Source organism: Nostoc flagelliforme FACHB-838 (genome assembly GCF_014698065.1).
In the GTDB taxonomy this organism is placed as follows: domain Bacteria; phylum Cyanobacteriota; class Cyanobacteriia; order Cyanobacteriales; family Nostocaceae; genus Nostoc; species Nostoc flagelliforme_B.
The window spans coordinates 135,930-156,374 of the sequence record NZ_JACJSI010000006.1; the positions used below are offsets into that span (position 1 = coordinate 135,930).

Sequence of the window (20,445 nt, forward strand, 5' to 3'; positions counted from 1 at the left end):
CCCTTTTCCACATCCCGTGAAAAGTCAGGTTAAGCGATCGCATTTGCTTGTTGAGCGATCGCATTTGCTTGTTGAGCGACAGCATTTGCTTGTTGAGCGACAGCATTTGCTTGTTAAGCGACAGCATTTGCTTGTTGAGCGACAGCATTTGCTTGTTGAGCGATCGCATTTGCTTGTTGAGCGACAGCATTTGCTTGTTGAGCGACAGCATTTGCTTGTTAAGCGATCGCATTTGCTTGTTTGGAAGAAGGTATTGGCTAAGACTGATGTCGAGATAGAGCATTTAGGCTGGACACAGAACAGGGACGGAAAGCGATCGCGTTCTTCACTGACCGATGAGCAATTGCATAAATTCCTCCAATATCTCCAATCTCAGCCAGATCCAAGAGCAGAATTTTGATTTCCAACTTCTAATACCAATTCACGAAAATCCTGATACATATAGATTTATCGTAGGGGCATGGCAAAGACAAGCCCTTACCAGCGTATTTGTATCATTATTAAAGTTAAATGGTATAAATCGAGTTTTGAACTTCTAAATCGACTTTTGAAGTCAAATAACCCCTTCTCACTAATGAAAAGGGGTTGTTTTTGGGGTTTAAGGAAATTAAAAGTGGTAAATCACCATTAACCAATCGTGACTATTAATTAACAGCAGCAACTTCTGGACGGCTACCAGCGGCGTGACGGTCAATCACTTGGTCAATCAAACCGTATTCCCTGGCTTCCTCTGGTGACATGAAGAAGTCACGTTCAGTATCTTCAGCAATGCGCTCAATTGGTTGACCTGTATGTTCAGCTAAATAATCGTTTAGCCGCCGCTTGTGGTAAAGAATTTCCCGCGCCTGAATTTCAATATCAGTCGCCTGTCCTTGAGCGCCGCCTAGAGGTTGATGAATCATAATCCGAGAATGGGGTAGACTCATCCGCTTACCCTTAGCACCAGCGCTGAGGAGAAAAGCGCCCATACTCGCCGCCAATCCGGTACATATTGTACAGACATCAGGGCGAATATGTTTCATAGTATCAAAAATGCCCATACCAGCCGTCACTGAACCACCGGGAGAATTGATGTACATATAAATGTCTTTCTCCGGGTCTTCAGCATCCAAATACAGCAGTTGGGCAACAATCAAGTTAGCAATGTTGTTATCAACTTGTTGTCCCAAAAAGATGATGCGCTCACGTAACAGCCGTGAGTAGATGTCAAAGGCGCGTTCACCTCGACCCGATTGTTCAATAACGATAGGAATCATGGAAGCGTGTTTGTGGCTACTTTAAATACATTTTATCGGTGACGGCACGAAACTGGGGTTTATCTCTACTATTCCTAGCAAAATAGAAATGAAAAGCAGTCAAAAGACAGAGTTCAGGATACCCTAGCAGTCAAGTCAGGGTGAAGAGCCACGGAGGAAAGAATTTTTTTTCACGCGCGTTTAAAGCTCCCTTGCGTTTTTTTCAATCTATAAGGGCACTTTTTAGCGATAAAAGCTGTCTAAGAGAATATCCCGATTTAGGGAAGAACAAATCAAAAAACTTTAACTATCGCCAATCTCATGTTTCGGCCTTTGCTGCACAAGCTTGGCAATGTAGTGATTAGACCGATAACCGAAATCCGACTTGCTTAGGGAGTAATGTTAATTTTAAGTAACATTTTAAACATTTTTTTAGGATTTCCCTCAGCAATTAGCAATTTATTTTTGTTAGATTCGGTAAGTCGATAGTACAAGGTGTATTTACAATAACTAGTCCTAATTGAAATGCTATCCACCCAGAGAGAGACGTGCCATGCTGGAAAAACTTATACAAGCCGCCATCATCACCTTCTTGCTCCATTTGATAGCAGGACTTAGCCCGAATACTTTAATTCAGACAAAGACAGCATCACCTATGCAAGAAACGCCACCAAATAATATTGTGAGCTTGCTATTGCGAACTTTTCAATAAGAATGTTTCATTAAATTGCACTGGTGTAACTAAGTCGGCGCAAATAAACCAAATTATATCAAGATGATTAAAGATGATTGCCTTGTAGTCAGCGCTAAAGCGTTAAAACGCTGACTACAAATCTGCAATTTTTTACACCAACTTACTTAGACGATCGCCAAAACATCCAGTAGTATAGCAGTTCCCATTCAGATGCGGTACAACATTACATGACAATGTGTAGGGGCACGGCAGTGCCGTGCCCCTACGGTTGTACCTCACGTAAACGAAAACCGCTATATCTCTTGCTCAAGGAGTAATTAACTCGTAGGGTTTCTTGCTTAATCTCCATATCTGGTCTAGGGTAACATTCCTGGGAACACGATAGACTGAGCAAAGAAGGCAACTACTAGCGTTTAATCATGACTAATCGCCTTGCTGAAGCTAAGAGCCTCTATCTCCGTAAACACGCCGAAAACCCAATTGATTGGTGGCCTTGGTGTGACGAAGCGCTTGCAACTGCAAGGGCGCAAAATAAACCAATTTTTCTCTCCATTGGCTACTCTAGTTGCCATTGGTGTACTGTCATGGAAGGCGAAGCTTTTTCTGATATTGCGATCGCTGACTACATGAATGCCAATTATCTTCCCATCAAAGTAGATAGGGAAGAAAGACCAGACCTCGATAGCATCTATATGCAAGCTTTGCAGATGATGACCGGTCAAGGTGGTTGGCCTTTAAATATTTTTCTTTCTCCAGAAGATTTAGTGCCATTTTACGCTGGTACTTATTTCCCTGTAGACCCGCGCTATGGTCGCCCGGGATTTTTGCAAGTGTTGCAAGCTCTTCGCCGTTATTACGATACTGAAAAAGCAGAATTACAACAACGCAAAGCCTTAATTATTGAGTCGCTGCTCACATCTGCGGTGTTGCAAGATGGTACAACCGATGAGCTTGAAGACCGAGAATTACTCCGCCAAGGTTGGGAAACCAGCACAGGTGTAATTACTCCTAGCCAATCAGGTAATAGCTTTCCGATGATTCCCTATGCTGAATTGGCATTGCGGGGAACTCGATTTAATTTTGAATCTCGCTATGATGGCAATCAAGTGTGTACCCAACGGGGATTAGACTTAGCACTGGGAGGCATTTACGACCATCTGGGCGGTGGGTTTCATCGCTATACTGTTGACTCTACTTGGACAGTACCCCATTTTGAAAAGATGCTCTACGACAATGGACAGATTGTGGAGTATATAGCAAATTTATGGAGTGCAGGAGTACAAGAACCAGCCTTTGAGAGGGCAGTTGCTGGTACTGTACAATGGCTGAAGCGGGAAATGACCGCGCCTGAAGGTTACTTCTATGCTGCTCAAGATGCCGATAGCTTCACTGTTCCCACGGCGGTAGAACCAGAAGAAGGAGCCTTTTACGTCTGGAGTTACAGCGAACTACAACAGTCGTTAACACCTAAAGAATTAACGGAATTACAGCAGCAGTTTAGTGTTACCCCTAACGGCAACTTTGAAGGACATAATGTTTTGCAAAGACGCTATTCAGGTCAACTGAGTGCAACGCTGGAAACGGCACTGAGTAAGCTATTTACAGCTCGCTATGGCGTTAGTTTGGAGTCACTAGAAACTTTTCCCCCTGCTCGTAACAATCAGGAAGCAAAAACCACTAACTGGCCGGGTCGCATTCCTTCGGTGACAGATACGAAAATGATTGTCGCCTGGAATAGCTTGATGATTTCCGGGCTGGCTAGGGCTGCTGGGGTGTTCCAAGAACCTTTATATCTGGAATTAGCAGCACGAGCGGCAAATTTTATCTGGGAAAATCAGTTTGTTGATGGGCGTTTCCACCGCCTCAACTATCAAGGAAAACCAAGCGTTTTAGCTCAATCGGAAGATTACGCTTTGTTTATTAAAGCTCTCCTAGATTTACAAGCTTCCAATCCTGAAGATAAACAATGGTTAGAAAAAGCGATCGCTATCCAAGATGAATTCAACGAGTTTCTCTGGAGCGTAGAGTTAGGCGGATATTACAACACATCAAGTGATTCTAGTCAAGATTTAATTGTGAGAGAGCGCAGTTACGCCGATAATGCGACACCATCAGCCAATGGAATTGCGATCGCTAACCTTGTCCGCCTCGCTCAACTCACCGATAATCTAGATTATTTGGATTTAGTGGAACTTGGGTTAAAAGCTTTTAAGAGTGTCATGCATCGCGCTCCTCAAGCTTGCCCCAGTTTATTTACAGCTTTGGATTGGTATCGTAACTCTACCTTGATTCGCACCACCACTGAGCAAATAAACTCTTTGATCCCTAAATTTCTACCAGCGTCTGTGTTTGCCATCACATCTGATTTACCAGAGGGAAGCGTTGGCTTAGTTTGCCAAGGTTTGAAGTGTCTTGCACCAGCAGAAAGTGTAGAGCATTTATTGCAGCAAGTGGAGAAAAGTCAAAATAGAGGATAGTTTTGGCAACATCGGACGCATAACCATGAATAAACCGCCTGTACTTGGAAACATCAGTCCTATTATTCCTGCTGGTGGCGATATGGAAAAAGCGATCGCTTTCTATGAACAACTTGGTTTTACAACAATCCATAAAGAAGGCGATCCGGTGATTATGGCAATTATAAAACGCGACTGTGCAGAAATTTTTCTGCAAAAAAATGACGATCAACACCTTGCAGAATGGACAACTTTTCGGATCAAAGTTGATGGTATTGAGCAGCTTTATCAGGAATTTCAAGCACAAGGCGGACAAATGATTCATCCCAACGGTCAGTTGCAAACACAACCTTGGGGAATGAAGGAGTTTGCCATTATTGATGTAACTGGTGTGTGCATTACGTTTTTTGAGCCAGAAAACTAACATGACTACCCGCAGGGAATTAACTACCATAGTCTTAGCAGGTGGCAAAAGTTCTCGCATGGGTCAGGATAAAGCCCTGATTTCCATTCAAGGAATGCCGTTGTTACAGCGAGTTTGTAGCATTGCTCAAAGCTGTGCTGATGTTATTTATGTAGTCACTCCCTGGCCAGAACGCTATCAAGATTTGCTTTTGCCTAGCTGCCAGTTTATTCGGGAAATACCTTTATCTGGAGAACCTCTAGCCCACGGCCCTTTAGTTGGGTTTGCCCAAGGACTAGCCGAAGTGCAAACACAATGGGTGCTACTGCTAGCTTGCGATTTGCCGAGATTGCGGGTTGAGGTGTTGCAAGATTGGGTAACTAGACTTGATAGGGTGGGAGATGATAAGGTCGCAGCTTTAGCTCATCATCCCAAAGGTTGGGAACCTCTATGTGGTTTCTATCGCCGTCGCTGTTTGCCCCAACTTTTAGAGTTTATCAACCAAGGGGGGCGATCGTTTCAGCAGTGGCTTCAGCAATATCCTGTAGAAGTTTTGCCTTTACCAGAACTAGAAATGCTGTTTAACTGTAATACACCAGAGGACTTGGCTTTAAGTTGAATTGGGGACTGGGAGTATATGTGGAACTATCTATTGCTTAGGGACTTCCAGAAATTAAATTATTCAATTTTGGGAGCGAAGATGATCGTTAGATTATTCCTCCCCTGCTTCCCAATACGGTTCGGTTAACAAAGTTATCTGTTGAGGCGAGCAGTTCTTGAGCAGGGGGAGAAGAGAAGCAGGGGAAGAGAAATTGCTTAATAATAACTCTCTTGCCTCCCCTGCCTCCCCTGCATCCCCTGCCTCCCCTGCTTATACGAACCGTATTGCCCTGCTTCCCCTGCTCCCCCTGCTTCCCCTGCTCACCAAAGCGATGAGTATTTTTTTAGTTGGAAGTCCCTTACCGAGTGCGACAGAATTTGCGATCGTTATCACTCTGAGGATATTGCCAGGAATAGGCAAAATGGCTAACTCCCTTTAGCTGGGGGGCAAATTTGCGGAGTGCCTGCATTTGCGCTTCTAGCGATGGACGATTACTAACGGATTCTCCCCATTTACCAGCTAAGGCGGGAATAATTTGCGTACCCGGTTTTGCCATACTCAAAACCCGCTGCACTTGCGCCACAATACAACTGACATTACCGCAAGTTCCATAAGCCATAGGATGCCATTCTAATGTAGCGGGGAACCGATCCCAAGGTTGCAAACGGGAATCATACCCTTGTCCAACAGTTTGGTTGCCATCAGAGAAAAAGACCACTCCTGTAGGAATACCTTGCTGTTTTGCTGGGTAACTAGCGATATTAACAAAATCTAGAATTCCTTGCATGGCGTGGGCAACGGCAAGCTGCCACAACTCCCATTGTAAAAGCGGCTGTCTATCGGTTGCAGACAGGATTGATTTTTGCCCTGGTGGGAGAATGCGTCCTTGCCAAAGAGGTTCTCCTTCCTGAGGATAAAGTTTATCAACTTGCGTTACATCTGTGCCAGTAACGAATCCCTTACTCAAAAAGCGGCGAATCAAGTCTAGCCCTTTGTAATTTTGTGCCCGTTTAAATAAAGCTTCTTGGGTTGCAGGACTAAATAGCCATAAATCTGAAACTTTGGTGGCGATGGAATCACTTCCAGCTTGCCGGGGATAACGCACGTAGTCTAATAGCAGTCCATCTGGGCGACGGCGCAAAATTTCTTGTACCAATCGGTAGTAGTCGCGTTTTGCTTGCGTGTTGTAAGGGTCAATAAATAGTTGAGAGCCGTTATCTACCACATATAAACTCGTTTGACCTTTGCCATTACGAGCGATCGCATCTTCTCTGTCTCGTCGCTGGGCGTAAGTATAGCCGAAATTTGTGGTAAACATCCAGGCGTAGACTTTCAAGCCACGTTGCCGACCTTTTTTAATTGCTGTGGCGAGTATATCAATGTTTTCTGCCCCTGGAGTGCGAATGACAGCAGGCCAAACCGTCGGGTTAGTTCTTGCTGGCAATAATACCTGCCCGTCGGAAAATACTTCTAAATAAACTTGGTTATAGCCACGGTTAACAATCCGATCCATAATTTGATCAATTGTTCCTGGCTGAACGTCACAAGGATACAAGCGCAACCAAATAGCTTGGATTTTTGGCCAAGTGCGAGTACGGCACTCCCGTAATTCTTGTGCCTGTTTTTGTAATAAATTTTGGTAGCGCGTTTGAGCATCTTGTTTGCCTTTGAGGGCTGACAAACGTAAATTTTCTTTTTCTTGCACAGCCGCTGATGGTAACTGACAATATTCAGTTACTTGCGCCATTGCTGGTTGGCTGCCAAAGTTGGGGAGCAAGGAACTACTAGTGAAAACAACAGTAAATAAGCGCCGCCAAAATAATTTTGATTTTGCAACGTTCAAATAACGGTTAAACATACCTATCAGTAGATGCACACTATAACAATTCAAAATTAAAAATTTGTACCCTGCAAGTTTTTTGCCGACCAATCAGAGGACTGAATGATTGAGGGATGTTGACATAAGCTTACCCTACCGTCAAAAGTTTTCCCCTGTCAATTTGCTACAAACTTATGCAAAGGGTTAATTGTAACTTTAAATGATTGATGAAGTCCAGAATTTCTGGCTCAGTGAGTTGTAGACGCGTAGGCGTAGCCCGTCGTAGACATCGCTTACCATATTTACACTGTAAATATTCCTTTTCCTGCTCTGGAGTCAAATTTAATTGGACTAAATATCTATCGGTTTGAGCTATCAGAACTTAATGCAGTTCTAGCGTCATTGTATTAGTTGATATTTTTATCGGCTCTTGATTTAAATTTTGAATACAGTTAATTTTTCAATTTACTTTTACCCTAGAGTTTGCCTGTCAATTTCACTATGTCCGTCCCAACTAATGCCTATAGCTCAATAAGCAACTGGATTATGAAAATGACAAAATTTTGTGAATCTATTACAAACTTTCTGGCTCAACACCTAGCGCTCTTAACCTTTCTGTTAACATTTTGACTTGTTGTTCTGTTTCCACACGTCGCTGTTCTTCAAAAGCTGTGCGTTCTTCCGCTTCCCTGATACGTTCTTCTGGTGTTAGCAATCTTTGCCCTTCTTTGTCATACCAGTACAGCCATTCCCGAACTATACCTTGATAAATTCCTCGTTCTTTACCAATCCCTAAACCAATTTCTGGTATCCAAACGGGATTTCCTGACATTAAAATATATTCCCCATCAACTAGACGATACACTTCCAAAGGTGTCTTTTTACGCCGAAGAGGACTATATACAATGTAGTATAAAATTCCTAATTCTTTAGCATAAAATTCTTTCTTGGTGCTATATTCTTCCCGATATATTTGAGAAACAACTTCTAGTGCTAAAGTTGGCAGCTTCTTTTCTTCCCACAGCACATAACTCAGGCGTAAGTCCTCATCAATAAAGCGTTTAACTCCTAAGCTGAGAAACCCATCAGGGACAATAGCTGGTTTGTCCGGGTCATAATAAATACCCATGTCAACACCAAAAAACCAATCCCAGCGATCGCACCAAACCAAAGCCAGTATCGTTTTCAGTAAGCCGGGAATTAAATTTTGTAGTTCATTATCCACAGCGGTATCATCTGAGTCGGGTAATTCTTCGGAAGATGGCAAACAATGTAACGGATTGTAGTTTAACATAAGCAGTTTTACCAAATCTGATTGTACCTTGATTGTAAGAAATGTATCGATAATTAAGGAAGTATATAAAGACAAAATTATTGTGGATTACTGGATGCACATAAGTGTGGCGAAAATGAACCTCTTGGATAAATTATGACCAATATTGATGATGTCTACGACGGGCTACACCTACGCGCTAATTTTGATAGCCCTTGGAAAGAAATTATAGAAGCTTATTTTCCCCAAGCAATGCATTTCTTTTTTCCAGAAACTTCTGCATTAATTGATTGGGAACGTCCCTACGAATTTATAAATAAAGAATTTCAACAAATAGCTCGTGAAGCTGAACAGCGTAAGAGATATGCCGATCAATTAGTTAAAGTTTGGCAAACCCAAGGGGAAGAACTGTGGTTATTAATCCATGTTGAAATTCAGGGACAAAAAGAAGATAACTTTAGTAAGCGGATGTTTACCTACAATTTTCGCATATTTGACCGCTTTGATCGACTAGCAATAAGTCTTGGAATTCTCTGCGATCCAAACCGCGAATGGCGGCCAAGCAATTACAGTTACAATTATCCCAATACTCGCTTAGTTTTTGAATTTGGCAGTATTAAACTTTTAGATTACGAAAATAGATTTCATGAGTTAGAAAATAGCGATAATCCATTTGCAACTGTCGTCATGGCGCATTTGAAAACGCAGCAAACGCGATCATCACCCGAACAACGCAAAATATGGAAATTTAGCTTAATTCGCAGACTATATGATTTGGGGTTAGGAGAGCAGGATATTCGTAATCTGTATCGATTTATCGATTGGGTTATGATATTACCAAAGGCATTGGAAAATCAGTTTTGGGAAGAGTTTAAACAATTTGAGCAGGAGCGGACTATGAGATATGTAACTACAGGTGAGCGCATCGGCTACGAGCGCGGAAAACAAGAAGGTGAACAACAGCTTATTTTAAGGTTACTACAAAGACAAGTGGGAGAATTATCACTAGAATTGCAAGAGCGCATCAAATCTCTTTCTTTAAATCAATTAGAAACCCTTGGCGAAGCTTTGTTAGATTTTACTGCTATGGAAGATTTGCTTAACTGGTTGCAAACAAATCAATCAGCTTAAAATCTATTTTTATTAAAAATATAAAAAATACATCTACTCACTTGGCGAGAGAGGATTTTTTTAACTCAGTTCAATAATTTTTTACCTTACTGAATAAAAAGTTACGAGTGAGTAACAAAAAGGGCAGGTATAAAACCCGCCCTTAAAGCAATCAATATTTAAACTAAACTAGCGATCGCAACTTAATTAGCAATTTTGGGCGCACTCAAAGAAACCTTTAGTGTGTCGTCTTTTTGCTGTGCTAATGTTGGCACGGAATCACGCAATCTTGCCGTCAATTGTACAGTTGTCGCGTCATACATCTGAGTCAGCAATTTTGGATAGAAACCAATACCAATAATTGGAATTAACAAACAAGCGATGATAAATACTTCACGGGGTTCAGCATCTATCAAAGCTTGGTGAGAAACTAATTCCTTGTTCTCTTCTCCGTAGAAAATTTCTCGTAACATCGACAGCAGATAAATCGGAGTTAAAATTACTCCCACTGCCATCAAGAATACAACAATGACTTTGAAGGTAGAACTATAAGCATCGCTAGTAGCAAAGCCGACAAATACCATTAATTCTGCCACGAAACCGCTCATCCCTGGCAGTGCCAAAGAAGCCATTGAACAGGTGGTGAACATGGCGAAAATCTTCGGCATTCTCTTAGCAACACCACCCATTTCATCCAACATCAGGGTGTGTGTGCGATCGTAAGTTGCGCCAACCAGGAAGAATAAACTCGCCCCAATTAACCCGTGGGAAACCATTTGCAACACTGCTCCACTCAATCCCAAATCGGTGAAGGAGGCAATACCAATCATCACAAAGCCCATGTGAGAAATTGAGGAGTAGGCAATTTTTCGCTTCAGATTGCGCTGGGCAAAGGATGTCAAGGCAGCGTAGATGATATTAACTACCCCCAAAACTACCAACACTGGTGCAAAAAGAGCGTGGGCATCGGGGAGCATTTGAGCATTCATCCGAATTAAGGCGTAACCACCCATTTTCAGAAGAATACCCGCCAATAACATATGTACAGGTGCTGTAGCTTCACCGTGGGCATCAGGTAGCCAGGTGTGCAAGGGAATAATCGGCAACTTGACGGCGTAGGCAATCAGGAAGCCAGCATAGACGGCAAGTTGGAAATTGAGGGCGAAGTCTTTTAAGCCGAGCGATCGCATGTCAAACGTCACCGTATCGCCGTAAAATCCCATTGTCAGGGCAGACAGCAAAATAAACAGCGAACCGCCTGCTGTGTATAAAATAAATTTAGTCGCTGCATACTGCCGTCTTTTGCCTCCCCAAATCGACAGCAGAAAGTATATCGGTACTAGTTCCAGTTCCCACACCAGGAAAAATAACAGCATATCCTGGACAGCGAACACGGCAATCTGACCGCCATACATCGCCAAAATCAAGAAGTAAAATAGCTTCGGCTTGAAGGTAACAGGCCAAGCTGCTAAAATCGCCAGCGTGGTAATGAATCCAGTCAAAATAATTAGGGGCATAGATAAGCCATCTGCCCCTACTGACCAATTCAAATCTAGTTGGGGTACCCAGGGGTAACTCTCGACCAACTGCAAATCTGGATTGGAGAAATCATACCCAGTATAAAAAGCATAAACAATTAGTGCAAAATCGATCAGCCCTACGATGAGGGAGTACCAGCGCACTGTTTTGCCTTCTTTATCTGGGATGACGGGAATCAGTAGTGAAGCGGCTATCGGCAACAGAATAATCGTCGTCAGCCACGGAAAATTAGCTGTATTCATCACAATTCGTCTGCTATCAAAATCATGTTTGGCAAAAAGTCACTAGTTATTAAGTAACAGCTTTTTGGGGATTTCGTCTTCCTCGTTAGGTTGATTTAATTAAATTGGCAATCCCCGATTTTTTCTCTTGGGAGTTTTGTTTGACACTTTGGGTGTGCGGAATGTGGGTTGTGATACTCCCAGTGAAGTCAAAAATTTACCCTCAAAAAGCCGATAAAATTATAGTTTAGTAGTGCGATGTCTACGACAAGCCGCTCCGCGTCTACGCGTAGTCCAACCCTAAAAATACAAAATGCTGTTTGGTGGTTGTTGAAAAAAGCGATTTGGTACAAAAAAGCATAACAGGAGAACTAAGCATAATGATAATCGCACAAATTGAAAGTCAAATTCGTTATGTCACCAACATAAATGGAGAAACAACAGATGTACTCGTCCCTGTAGAACTTTGGCAACAGCTTATAAGTTCCATAAATTCTGATAACGTCAGTGGTTTAGCTTGGATTGATGAACAAGAGCCAAAAGCACAAATATTAGCCGATTTGCAAGAGTCAGTGCGACAAGCAGCAGCAGGACAAACTTTCCCCGCTTCAGAGCTTTGGGACGATATCGAAGCCTAGATTTATGTCAGAAGTTCGCTTTACATCTCCCTTCAAACGCCGTCTCAAAACTCTGACTAAACGCTATCGGCAAATTCAAATTGACATTCAACCCATTATCGATCAGCTACAGGCTGGGAATTTTATCGGCGATCAAATTTCTGGGATAGACTTGACCGTTTTTAAAGTTAGAGCAAAAAACAGTGATATCCCGACGGGTAAAAGTGGTGGATATCGGGTGATCTATCAGCTTGTCTCACCTGAATGCGTCTTACTTCTACTCATCTATGCAAAATCGGATCAGGCAGATGTGAGCTTAGAGGAGATTGAAGATGCAATTAAAAAGACATAGCCATACATAGATAAAGCGCGATCGCCCGCGATCGCATATCATTTATCTACTGTGTAGTCTGTCTCCCATAGCAATAACTTCATGCCTTTCTCCGATTTCACTAATCCTTACCAAAATCCGGCGAATATACCACAGAACTATCGCCAGCATATAAATCTACTGAAGTTATTTAAAGCTGATGGTTCTTATGTGCGTCCAGCAGAAGACCCTGTGACGATGTGGGCGCTTCAGATTTTAGTAGAAGAGTACGGTGTTCCACTAGAGGCAATGGAACTAGAACTAAATTCAGATTTTGCCGAGGGAACTTATCAAAGTGGGCGACGCTATCAAGGACGTGTAGACATCGTAGGGTGGAGGCTATGGAACCAAGTAAAAAAGTTGGCGGGACTGAGGGGGAAGGTTGGGTCGATCATCTTAACCGACTCAATGCTTACATGAGTGCTTCACCATCTGCCCGTTATGCCATTTTAACCAGTGGTAAACATACAGTAATTTATCGTCGTGACCTTGAATATCCAAGAAAGTTAGAAATAATTGGTGATTTACAGAAGTATGAAAGCGCCCGTGAAGCCGCAAAGCACAGTTTTTATACTGTAATCCTTAATCCCAGTGAACCAGATGGGATTAAAACCGGACTCACGCCCCTAACCCGTGATAGATTTCGGGAGGTTTTGGGAGATACGCGTTCTGGTTGTCACTCAATTCTTAGAGATAACGAGGGTTTGCAGCCACAAGAAGCCGTTGATGCAATGGTTAAATTCTTGTTTGCTAAGTGGTATGACGAACAGGCAACAATTGACTTGGTAAAGCAAACAGGAGAATCACGGGCTTATGTATTTAGTGTTAGTAATGAAACTGATCCAGAACGTTTATTAGTTCAGGTAAGAGACACTTTTGAGAAAGCGAAGCAGTGGGAACGAAAAACACTAGCGAAAAAATTTGGTGATGATTTGGGTGTGCGTTTGGCTTTTAATGAGGATTATTTGTCTCTATTTTTTAATAGTCGTTTTGGGACAATTCAGACTAAAGTTAGCGCAGCAAAAAGTGTAGTGCCGATTGTGAATTATGGACGATTACGAAAAATGCTAGTTCCTGTTCCTCCTAGACCTATTCAAGACCGCATTGCTCAAATAGTGCAGGATGCTTATGTTGTAAGATATAAAAAGCTAGCACAGGCTGAATATATAGACTTACATATCAGTAATTTTGTTTTAGAAAAACTACAAATAAATTGTACTGAAATTGAAGATACCAAATATTTCTGCATATCTATCAAGGAATTATTATCATCAAGGTTTGATATTAACTATCAATCTCCAAGAGCTAAAAATGCTTTATTTATATTAGATAATAGCGGACATGATATAAAATATTTAGGGAATTTAATTGAGGAAATACACTATGGAGCATCAATAAAAAATGACTATGCTGATGATGGCATTCCGTTTCTACGTATTGGAAATTTAAAGCCCAATTATATTGATATTTCTAATATTGTGTATTTGATGAAAGTAAACGCAATTTACTTGGAAAAGCCTTTGTTAAACCAGGAGACTTACTGATGTCTCGTAGTGGTTCTGTGGGCATAGTCGCAGTTGTACCATCTGAGGCAAATGGGTTTGCCTTCGGTTCATTTCAAATTAAATTTAGACTTCGTAAGGGTTTAGCTAATCCATTCTTCATTGCATATTTTTTGAATTCAGCAATTGGTAAAGCCCAAGTTGAACAACAGAAAACAGGTTCTATTCAAATGAATATTACTATAGAGGGTATCAAAGCACTTAAAGTCCCTCTACCAGCGATTGAAATTCAAAATAAAATAGTTCAAGAAGCAGATGAGCTACGTACTAAAGCTAATTTTTTGCGCCATCAAGCCGAAGATATACTTTTATCAGCAAAAGCCCGTGTTGAGCGCATGATATTGGGACAGGAAGATATGACATGAAGGAGGGCAGTAAATACCAACCACTCCTTGAATTTTTGCGTGGCAGTGAGCAAAATGAAATAACTTTATCATTTGCTGAAATTGAAACTTTAATAAATGATGTGTTGCCTGAATCAGCAAGAAATAAACAGGCATGGTGGAGTAACCGCAAACAAGGCTCATCACAAGCTTACGCTTGGATGGAAGCGGGATATCGTGTTGAAAAAGTAGATTTTGATCAGCAACAAGTGACATTTCGTAAACCTCCTGATAAATATCAAGTTGAGCTTCAGGGTGATACTGTACTGTGGAATGCTGAATTAATCAAAGCACTGCGGCAACACATGGATTTAACACAATCGGAGTTTGCACAAAGGCTAGGTGTGCGACAAGCAACAGTGAGCCAATGGGAAAAAAGTGTATATGAGCCGACTTTAGCCACATCAAAGTATTTGACCTTAATTGCAAAACAAGCTGGATTCAAAATTTAAACTAAATCTATTTACATAATAATACTTTACCGCATATATTGTTTTTTGGTCAAACATTTTATTCGGTAGAGCATGAATATTCAAAACACCGAAGCCAAAGCCCTCTTCCTCTCCCCTGACGGCAACGTATACCCCGACAACCTAATTTGTACTGGCATCATCCCCGCAGAACTCGACGGCAAACCCTGCCCTCATTCCCAAGCAGGGCGCTTTCCTGGAATTAAACCCCTCAATCCTGAAGACTCAAACTACACCATCGACAAAGGAAAACCAGGCGACCTCTGCCCAACCTGCGCCAAACAACAACTTGCACACCTTGGACACTGGCAAGGTCACAGAAATCAAATATTCCCTGAAGAACTTCTATCATTGCGCTTGTTCAAGTGCCGGATGTGGCTATGGCTAGTTGTCCCAGGACTTCACGACCATGATGCAACCCAGCTTTTACCGCAAAATCTATGAGATGAGAGTGTTTAGAAGCGATGAAAACACACTCACACTTACAGCAACCCAGCAACAAAATTACAAATCTTGTCAAAAGCCAGCAAATAAGTTTCCGAGGCTTCCTGCTGGCTCTTGGCTCCCTAACAAAAGGAGACATTCACCATGATAAAACCAGTTATTGTCCAAAATCATCCTTGGGTGATAGTAAAAACTGTAGTGATTACCTAATCTCACACCGTCGCTCGTTTTGCTAACCGCCAAGATGCAGACGACCATTTAAGATTTTTGCGCCGAACTATTCCCAATGGAGGTTTTGAGATTATGTTTGAACCGCCAAATGATGTAAAAGATATTGAGGAATAGCTTGTACAGTGGTTTAATTTGAGAAGCGATCGCCTAGCCCAACCGGAGCATTGCTAAAAATGTATGATGCTGCTCAGTTATTCTTAAAAATAAGCATCATACATTCGTTAAAGTACACTGCAAATGCAAATTACCATTGAGATACCCGATGACATTGCCCATCAACTCGCTAATACCCCTGACCAACTTTCTCGCCGCGCCTTAGAATCTCTAGTGGTTGAAGCTTATCGCCATCAACAAATTTCTACTGCTCAAGTTCAACGTCTGTTAAATCTTTCTTCTCGACTTGCTATCGATGCTTTTCTTAAAACCTATGAAGCTTACCTACCCTACACCGTAGCTGACTTAGAGCAAGACTTACAAGCTATTGACCAAGCAATTACTCAACCTCTTATTCTAAGTATTAGCCTGCTTCATCACTAAGCATCTTAATAATATGTTTTGCAAGTTGCTCCTTGATTTCTCTGTGTCTAGGAACGGCTTGAGAAATTTTTGTTATTGGATTCTGATACCAATCATGTTTGCCACCATGACGAACGAAGATACAACCCATTTCTTCAATCTTACTGATTAAATCTCTTCGTTTCATGAAACTTCAAGTTCTGCAACTCTACGAATATTTTGGATATTTCCACTTGTTAATTCACTGTAAATATCGAGTAAATTTTCTCTTAACTCCTCTTCAGTTTCACCCTGAGTCCAATAGTCAGGATATTCTTCAAGATACCCTAACCACATATCATCATCTTGCCAGTAAATGTATTTCTTCTTTGTCATGTGCCTATTCACCACCTTTTTCTAAACTATCGAATTACTGAACTATCCGCCAAAAAAAGAGTCTAAATTAGACTCTTAAAAAAACTTAGGGGCGGACGATCGCCCACCCCTATGAAAATTAGGTAACACCAAAAACAATCACTAAGCCCAAAACCGCCCCAAACACAATCAAGGCATAGAATTGAGCGCGACCGTTTTCTAGGTACTTCAGACCTTCACCGCTAACAAGGGTGAAAAAGCCTGTGAGGTTAACAGCACCATCTACAACGCGGAAGTCAACTTCCATAACTTGTCTGGCTACGCGACGCAAGCCGAGGACAAAAACCCGATGGTAAATGTCATCAAAGTACCACTTGTTGAGGGATAACTCGTAAAGTGGTTGGATTTTAGCAGCGATCGCAGCCGGGTCAATTTTACGGCGCAAATACATCAGCGAAGCCAGGGTAATCGCAATCAAAGAAATTCCGACTGAGGCACCTGCCATGATGTAGAATTCCGTCGGATTGAACTCGGCAGACTTTTCTATAACTTCGGAGAGAGTTTCACTAGGAGGAAAGATAAACTCTTCAAAATAATTGGCGTAGGGAGTTCCCACCAAACCAATCAAAATCGAAGGCACAGCCAACAGTGCCAACGGCAGCGTCATTGTCCACGGCGATTCGTGGGGAGAGTCGCTGTGATGCCCGTGGGAGTCATGGGAATCATGCTGCTGACTAGTTGCCGCCAATTCTCCTTTCTTCATTGCCCCAGGCCCAAAATTCGGGACTGGTTCTTCTGACTCTAATTCCAAGACAATTGTCGCCGCAGCTTTTTTAAGTTTTTCCTTGATTTTCTCGTCAGTACCCCGGAATTTGCCTTCAAATGTCATGAAATACATTCTGAACATATAGAAAGCTGTAATCCCGGCAGTTAGCCAGCCGATAAACCAAAGAAATGGGTTAGCTTCAAAAGCGTTACCCAGAATTTCATCTTTTGACCAGAAACCAGCAAAGGGTGGAATACCAGAAATTGCCAAACAACCAATTAAGAAAGTAGTTGCTGTGACAGGCATATATTTTCGCAGTCCACCCATCAAGCGCATATCTTGCGCTAAGGCGGGGTCGTGTCCAACGACACCTTCCATACCGTGAATTACAGAACCTGAACCCAAGAACAGCATTGCCTTGAAATAGGCGTGGGTCATCAGGTGGAATAATCCAGCACTGTAGGAACCTATTCCCATTGCCATCACCATGTAACCAAGTTGGGAAATGGTGGAGTAAGCCAAGCCCTTTTTGATGTCGTTTTGGGTAATGGCAATGCTAGCCCCCAAAAACGCCGTAAACGCCCCAGTAAAGGCAATGACATTCATTGCAACTGGAACGCCTTCAAATACTGGGTACATCCGGGCAATTAGGAAAACACCTGCCGCCACCATTGTTGCCGCGTGAATCAAGGCAGAAATGGGTGTGGGGCCTTCCATCGCGTCTGGTAGCCAGACATGGAGAGGAAATTGCGCTGATTTTGCAACTGGGCCTAAGAAAACTAAAATCGCAAACAGGACAGCGAGAAAATTGCTGATACTACCTGATTCGACGAGTTGGGCGAGGCGATCGCCCATGATATTAAAATCAAAGCTTCCTGTTGCCCAGAACAGCCCCAAAATGCCGAGTAATAGACCAAAGTCGCCCACCCGGTTGGTTACAAACGCTTTTTGAGCGGCATCTGCTGCTGACTTGCGATCGTACCAAAAACCGACCAGCAAGTAGGAACACATCCCGACCAGTTCCCAGAATATATAAATCTGTACTAGGTTGGGGCTGACCACCAGACCTAACATTGAAGAGCCAAACAAACTGAGATAGGCGTAAAACCTCACGTAACCGGGATCGTGAGCCATGTAGCCATCGGTGTAAACCATGACTAAACAGGCTACTGTTGTAACAATCACCAGCATTAGGGCTGTCAGGTGGTCAATAGTGTAGCCCATGCTCAGGTGAAAATTACCAGCAGCTGCCCACTCAAAGGTGCGGAGATAAGGCGCGTGTCCTTGAATTTGACTCCACAACAAGGCAAACGACAGTGCCATAGCTGCTGCCATCATGGAGATAATCACCACAGCGTTCAACTGCCGCAGGCGGTTTGTCACCTGATTAAACGAGATTAACCCTAGACCGACCAGCATTGCCCCAAAAAGAGGGAACACCGGAATCAGCCAGGCATACTGATAGATTACTTCCATCACTGACGCCTACTTTTAAAATTCTTGATTAGCGTGTCCAAACTGTTAATAATTGTGACACACACCCTTTAGGATAAAATAACCCACCCAAGACTGAGTTGGGTGGGGTGTTAAGCATGGTTTTAGATTTGGTCATTAGTCATTAGTCATTAGTCATTGGTCATTGGTCATTAGTTTTTAGCCCCATGCCCCATGCCTAATACCCAATATCCATCAGGCTGACCGACACTCTAAGTCCACTGTCTTTGAACTTTTGTAGATTTTGGGGCGGTGGCTGTAGCTGGCTTTAATCTCTTCTAAAGCTAGACGTAAATCTTCTCTGCCGCGAAAGCATTCCAAGCGATGGCGAACAATGCCATTTTCAATCAATAGTAAAGTGGGTAGTGATTTAAGCCTATAAGTAGTAGACAATTTAAAATTTTGATCGGCGTTAACCCCAACTAATTTAATTTCTTCCCCACATTGGGCTTGAAATTGCAACAACAGGGGGTGGATAATCCGACACAAGCCACACCAAGGTGCTTCAAAATTAACTAAAACAGGAATAGGAGATTCTAAAACTTCTTGAGTAAATGTCCGCTCACTAACCGACAACACCATGACGCCTCTTGGATTATAAGGTTTTATATCAAACTAGCTATCAGCACTGAAGTGAAAGATTGGCAAGTCAGTAACTACCGATAGATGCTTTCAGGACAAAAATTTCAGGACAGAGAAAAATTGAGTGCGTTAATGTGTCTCTGACAAAAAAGCCAGCGCGATTTCACGGTGGCTTTTTTGGATGTTAAACTCCTCATTGCCGAGGCCGCCTGGAGATTTAACTGAATTTGCCACCTTTTCCCAAGGAAAAGCAACTGACCAACGACTACCAATATAAAATCTCAAGCTGACTGAACGCTCCCACTAATGATAGATGTTTGAATTTATCCTACATCGATTTGGAGCAATTGATAAGCTGAAATTTTCAGTTTTTTGGCATTTTCTGCTGACACTGGGGATCATCTAAATTTACCATACTATCCTACTAGTTGCTTCGATCAACAGTGGATGCGACCACCAAAGCAAAGCGATGAAAATGGCAACTCCCAAATAGGCAGGACGCAAAAATTCCTCCCATTTGAGAGATTGACGTCCGTCAATAATTGCTTTAAAGGGAATAATTGAAGTTCGCTGTTTGGCAATTTCGAAAGCTTCCCCATAACGATCGCTCAGGCGACGATCGCCGTGCCAAACTCCAAACAAGTGATGCAACACCAACCCAATGGAAGTTACAAGGGTAAAGGTAGTTCCCAGCCAGAGAGTATGGGCAACACACCAAATTATTTGTCCTACCATCTGCGGATGACGGGTAATTCGAATGATTCCTGTTTCGTAGAGATGAACTTGGGGCTTTTGAATGGCAGCAATTTCTAGTAGATTGAAGGTAGCAGGATATAAAAACAAAAACGAGATTGCTGACAGCAGCCAAACAAATTCTCGCACTCCTAGCACCCCTTGTACCTGCCAAAGTTGCAAACCATCATAGCGGTGCCCAAAAAAGTAAATAATCAATATCACAGCCAACGGTAGGCTGATTAATGCAAAGAGAATGCGATAAAGCCTTGGGCCAATGTGTTTTTCTGCCCAAGGGCGTAAAGCAGCGCCTCCACTGTGAGCGATCGCAAAAACTATTTGTAACCCCAGTATGACAAAATGACTGGGTGTCAACCAAGAAATCAGCAGCATATACACGGGTGAAGTAATTTAAAGAAAACTGAATTCAGTACAACCAATACCACAAAGTATTCAAAAGGAGACTTTAGTCTAGATGTTGTGCTACTGTCTTTTTCGAGTTAAGCCTTCAAGTTTAATATCCAACAAATCACGCCCAGCTAATTGCTGCTAAACCTGATTTGTTGTGTGCAT

Annotated in this window: 23 protein-coding genes; 14 read left to right on the forward strand and 9 right to left on the reverse strand. The window is 42.4% G+C overall.

Translation table 11 applies throughout. The features are described 5' to 3' along the window. Positions 1-16: 16 nt before the first annotated feature. Positions 17-400 (forward strand): hypothetical protein, encoded by a 384-nt coding sequence (locus tag H6G97_RS05180; RefSeq protein WP_190939624.1) that lies wholly within the window; start codon positions 17-19, stop codon positions 398-400. 244 nt (positions 401-644) lie between these two features. Here H6G97_RS05180 and clpP read toward each other — a convergent pair whose 3' ends face one another. Next, a complete protein-coding gene (gene clpP / locus H6G97_RS05185; protein WP_190939625.1) occupies positions 645-1,256 on the reverse strand; it encodes an ATP-dependent Clp endopeptidase proteolytic subunit ClpP in 612 nt (203 codons plus the stop codon). A gap of 532 nt (positions 1,257-1,788) precedes the next feature. On the opposite strand from clpP, the gene H6G97_RS05190 reads away from it, so the two are divergent. From H6G97_RS05190 to H6G97_RS05205, 4 genes are all read left to right on the forward strand, one after another. Next, on the forward strand, positions 1,789-1,947 hold the full coding sequence (locus H6G97_RS05190; protein WP_190939626.1) for a hypothetical protein: 159 nt from the start codon (positions 1,789-1,791) through the stop codon (positions 1,945-1,947). Between the two features lie 401 nt (positions 1,948-2,348). Beyond that, positions 2,349-4,406, forward strand: a complete 2,058-nt coding sequence (locus tag H6G97_RS05195) for a thioredoxin domain-containing protein (protein WP_190939627.1) — start codon at positions 2,349-2,351, stop codon at positions 4,404-4,406. Between the two features lie 25 nt (positions 4,407-4,431). Beyond that, positions 4,432-4,809, forward strand: coding sequence for a VOC family protein (locus H6G97_RS05200; RefSeq protein ID WP_190939628.1), 378 nt, complete (start codon positions 4,432-4,434; stop codon positions 4,807-4,809). 1 nt (position 4,810) lies between these two features. Further along, the gene (locus tag H6G97_RS05205) at positions 4,811-5,407 is read left to right on the forward strand and encodes a molybdenum cofactor guanylyltransferase (RefSeq protein WP_190939629.1); all 597 of its coding nucleotides are present in this window, start codon (positions 4,811-4,813) and stop codon (positions 5,405-5,407) included. A gap of 340 nt (positions 5,408-5,747) precedes the next feature. Here the strand turns inward: H6G97_RS05205 and H6G97_RS05210 are convergent, their stop codons facing one another. Both H6G97_RS05210 and H6G97_RS05215 read right to left on the reverse strand, forming a co-directional pair. Beyond that, the gene (locus H6G97_RS05210; protein ID WP_190939630.1) at positions 5,748-7,247 is read right to left on the reverse strand and encodes a family 10 glycosylhydrolase; all 1,500 of its coding nucleotides are present in this window, start codon (positions 7,245-7,247) and stop codon (positions 5,748-5,750) included. Between the two features lie 535 nt (positions 7,248-7,782). Then, positions 7,783-8,502 carry a Uma2 family endonuclease gene (locus H6G97_RS05215; protein ID WP_190939631.1) on the reverse strand — a complete coding sequence of 240 codons (720 nt, stop codon included), beginning with the start codon at positions 8,500-8,502 and terminating at the stop codon, positions 7,783-7,785. Positions 8,503-8,637: 135 nt separating this feature from the next. Between H6G97_RS05215 and H6G97_RS05220 the strand changes: the two genes are divergently transcribed. Continuing rightward, positions 8,638-9,612: a DUF4351 domain-containing protein gene (locus H6G97_RS05220; protein ID WP_190939632.1), complete on the forward strand. Its 975-nt coding sequence runs from the start codon at positions 8,638-8,640 to the stop codon at positions 9,610-9,612. 182 nt (positions 9,613-9,794) lie between these two features. Here the strand turns inward: H6G97_RS05220 and H6G97_RS05225 are convergent, their stop codons facing one another. Beyond that, positions 9,795-11,372 carry an NAD(P)H-quinone oxidoreductase subunit 4 gene (locus H6G97_RS05225; protein ID WP_190939633.1) on the reverse strand — a complete coding sequence of 526 codons (1,578 nt, stop codon included), beginning with the start codon at positions 11,370-11,372 and terminating at the stop codon, positions 9,795-9,797. A 359-nt stretch (positions 11,373-11,731) separates the two neighbouring features. Between H6G97_RS05225 and H6G97_RS05230 the strand changes: the two genes are divergently transcribed. The 8 genes from H6G97_RS05230 (at position 11,732) to H6G97_RS05265 (ending at position 15,965) form a co-directional block, all read left to right on the forward strand. Next, positions 11,732-11,989, forward strand: a complete 258-nt coding sequence (locus H6G97_RS05230) for a hypothetical protein (RefSeq protein ID WP_190939634.1) — start codon at positions 11,732-11,734, stop codon at positions 11,987-11,989. A gap of 4 nt (positions 11,990-11,993) precedes the next feature. Continuing rightward, a complete protein-coding gene (locus H6G97_RS05235) occupies positions 11,994-12,320 on the forward strand; it encodes a type II toxin-antitoxin system RelE/ParE family toxin (protein WP_190939635.1) in 327 nt (108 codons plus the stop codon). An 81-nt stretch (positions 12,321-12,401) separates the two neighbouring features. Beyond that, complete coding sequence (locus H6G97_RS05240) at positions 12,402-12,758, forward strand: hypothetical protein (protein ID WP_190939636.1); 357 nt, start codon at positions 12,402-12,404, stop codon at positions 12,756-12,758. Continuing rightward, positions 12,680-13,882 carry a restriction endonuclease subunit S domain-containing protein gene (locus H6G97_RS05245; protein WP_190939637.1) on the forward strand — a complete coding sequence of 401 codons (1,203 nt, stop codon included), beginning with the start codon at positions 12,680-12,682 and terminating at the stop codon, positions 13,880-13,882. The genes H6G97_RS05240 and H6G97_RS05245 overlap by 79 nt, the downstream gene beginning before the upstream one ends. Beyond that, complete coding sequence (locus H6G97_RS05250) at positions 13,882-14,265, forward strand: restriction endonuclease subunit S (protein ID WP_190939638.1); 384 nt, start codon at positions 13,882-13,884, stop codon at positions 14,263-14,265. The genes H6G97_RS05245 and H6G97_RS05250 overlap by 1 nt, the downstream gene beginning before the upstream one ends. After that, positions 14,262-14,735, forward strand: coding sequence for a helix-turn-helix domain-containing protein (locus H6G97_RS05255; RefSeq protein ID WP_190939639.1), 474 nt, complete (start codon positions 14,262-14,264; stop codon positions 14,733-14,735). The genes H6G97_RS05250 and H6G97_RS05255 overlap by 4 nt, the downstream gene beginning before the upstream one ends. 72 nt (positions 14,736-14,807) lie before the next feature. Further along, positions 14,808-15,197, forward strand: a complete 390-nt coding sequence (locus tag H6G97_RS05260; RefSeq protein ID WP_190939640.1) for a hypothetical protein — start codon at positions 14,808-14,810, stop codon at positions 15,195-15,197. A gap of 468 nt (positions 15,198-15,665) precedes the next feature. After that, positions 15,666-15,965: a UPF0175 family protein gene (locus H6G97_RS05265; protein WP_190939641.1), complete on the forward strand. Its 300-nt coding sequence runs from the start codon at positions 15,666-15,668 to the stop codon at positions 15,963-15,965. On the opposite strand, the gene H6G97_RS05270 is transcribed toward H6G97_RS05265, so the two are convergent. The 5 genes from H6G97_RS05270 to H6G97_RS05290 form a co-directional block, all read right to left on the reverse strand. Next, complete coding sequence (locus tag H6G97_RS05270; RefSeq protein ID WP_152588361.1) at positions 15,946-16,131, reverse strand: type II toxin-antitoxin system HicA family toxin; 186 nt, start codon at positions 16,129-16,131, stop codon at positions 15,946-15,948. The genes H6G97_RS05265 and H6G97_RS05270 overlap by 20 nt on opposite strands. Further along, positions 16,128-16,319 (reverse strand): type II toxin-antitoxin system HicB family antitoxin, encoded by a 192-nt coding sequence (locus tag H6G97_RS05275; RefSeq protein WP_118162850.1) that lies wholly within the window; start codon positions 16,317-16,319, stop codon positions 16,128-16,130. The genes H6G97_RS05270 and H6G97_RS05275 overlap by 4 nt, the downstream gene beginning before the upstream one ends. Positions 16,320-16,437: 118 nt before the next feature. Beyond that, entirely contained in the window at positions 16,438-18,540 is a 2,103-nt protein-coding gene (locus tag H6G97_RS05280) for an NAD(P)H-quinone oxidoreductase subunit 5 (RefSeq protein ID WP_190939642.1), read from the reverse strand. Positions 18,541-18,753: 213 nt separating this feature from the next. Beyond that, positions 18,754-19,140: a thioredoxin family protein gene (locus tag H6G97_RS05285; RefSeq protein ID WP_190939643.1), complete on the reverse strand. Its 387-nt coding sequence runs from the start codon at positions 19,138-19,140 to the stop codon at positions 18,754-18,756. Positions 19,141-19,548: 408 nt separating this feature from the next. Then, positions 19,549-20,265 carry an NnrU family protein gene (locus H6G97_RS05290; protein WP_190939644.1) on the reverse strand — a complete coding sequence of 239 codons (717 nt, stop codon included), beginning with the start codon at positions 20,263-20,265 and terminating at the stop codon, positions 19,549-19,551. Positions 20,266-20,445 lie beyond the last annotated feature (180 nt).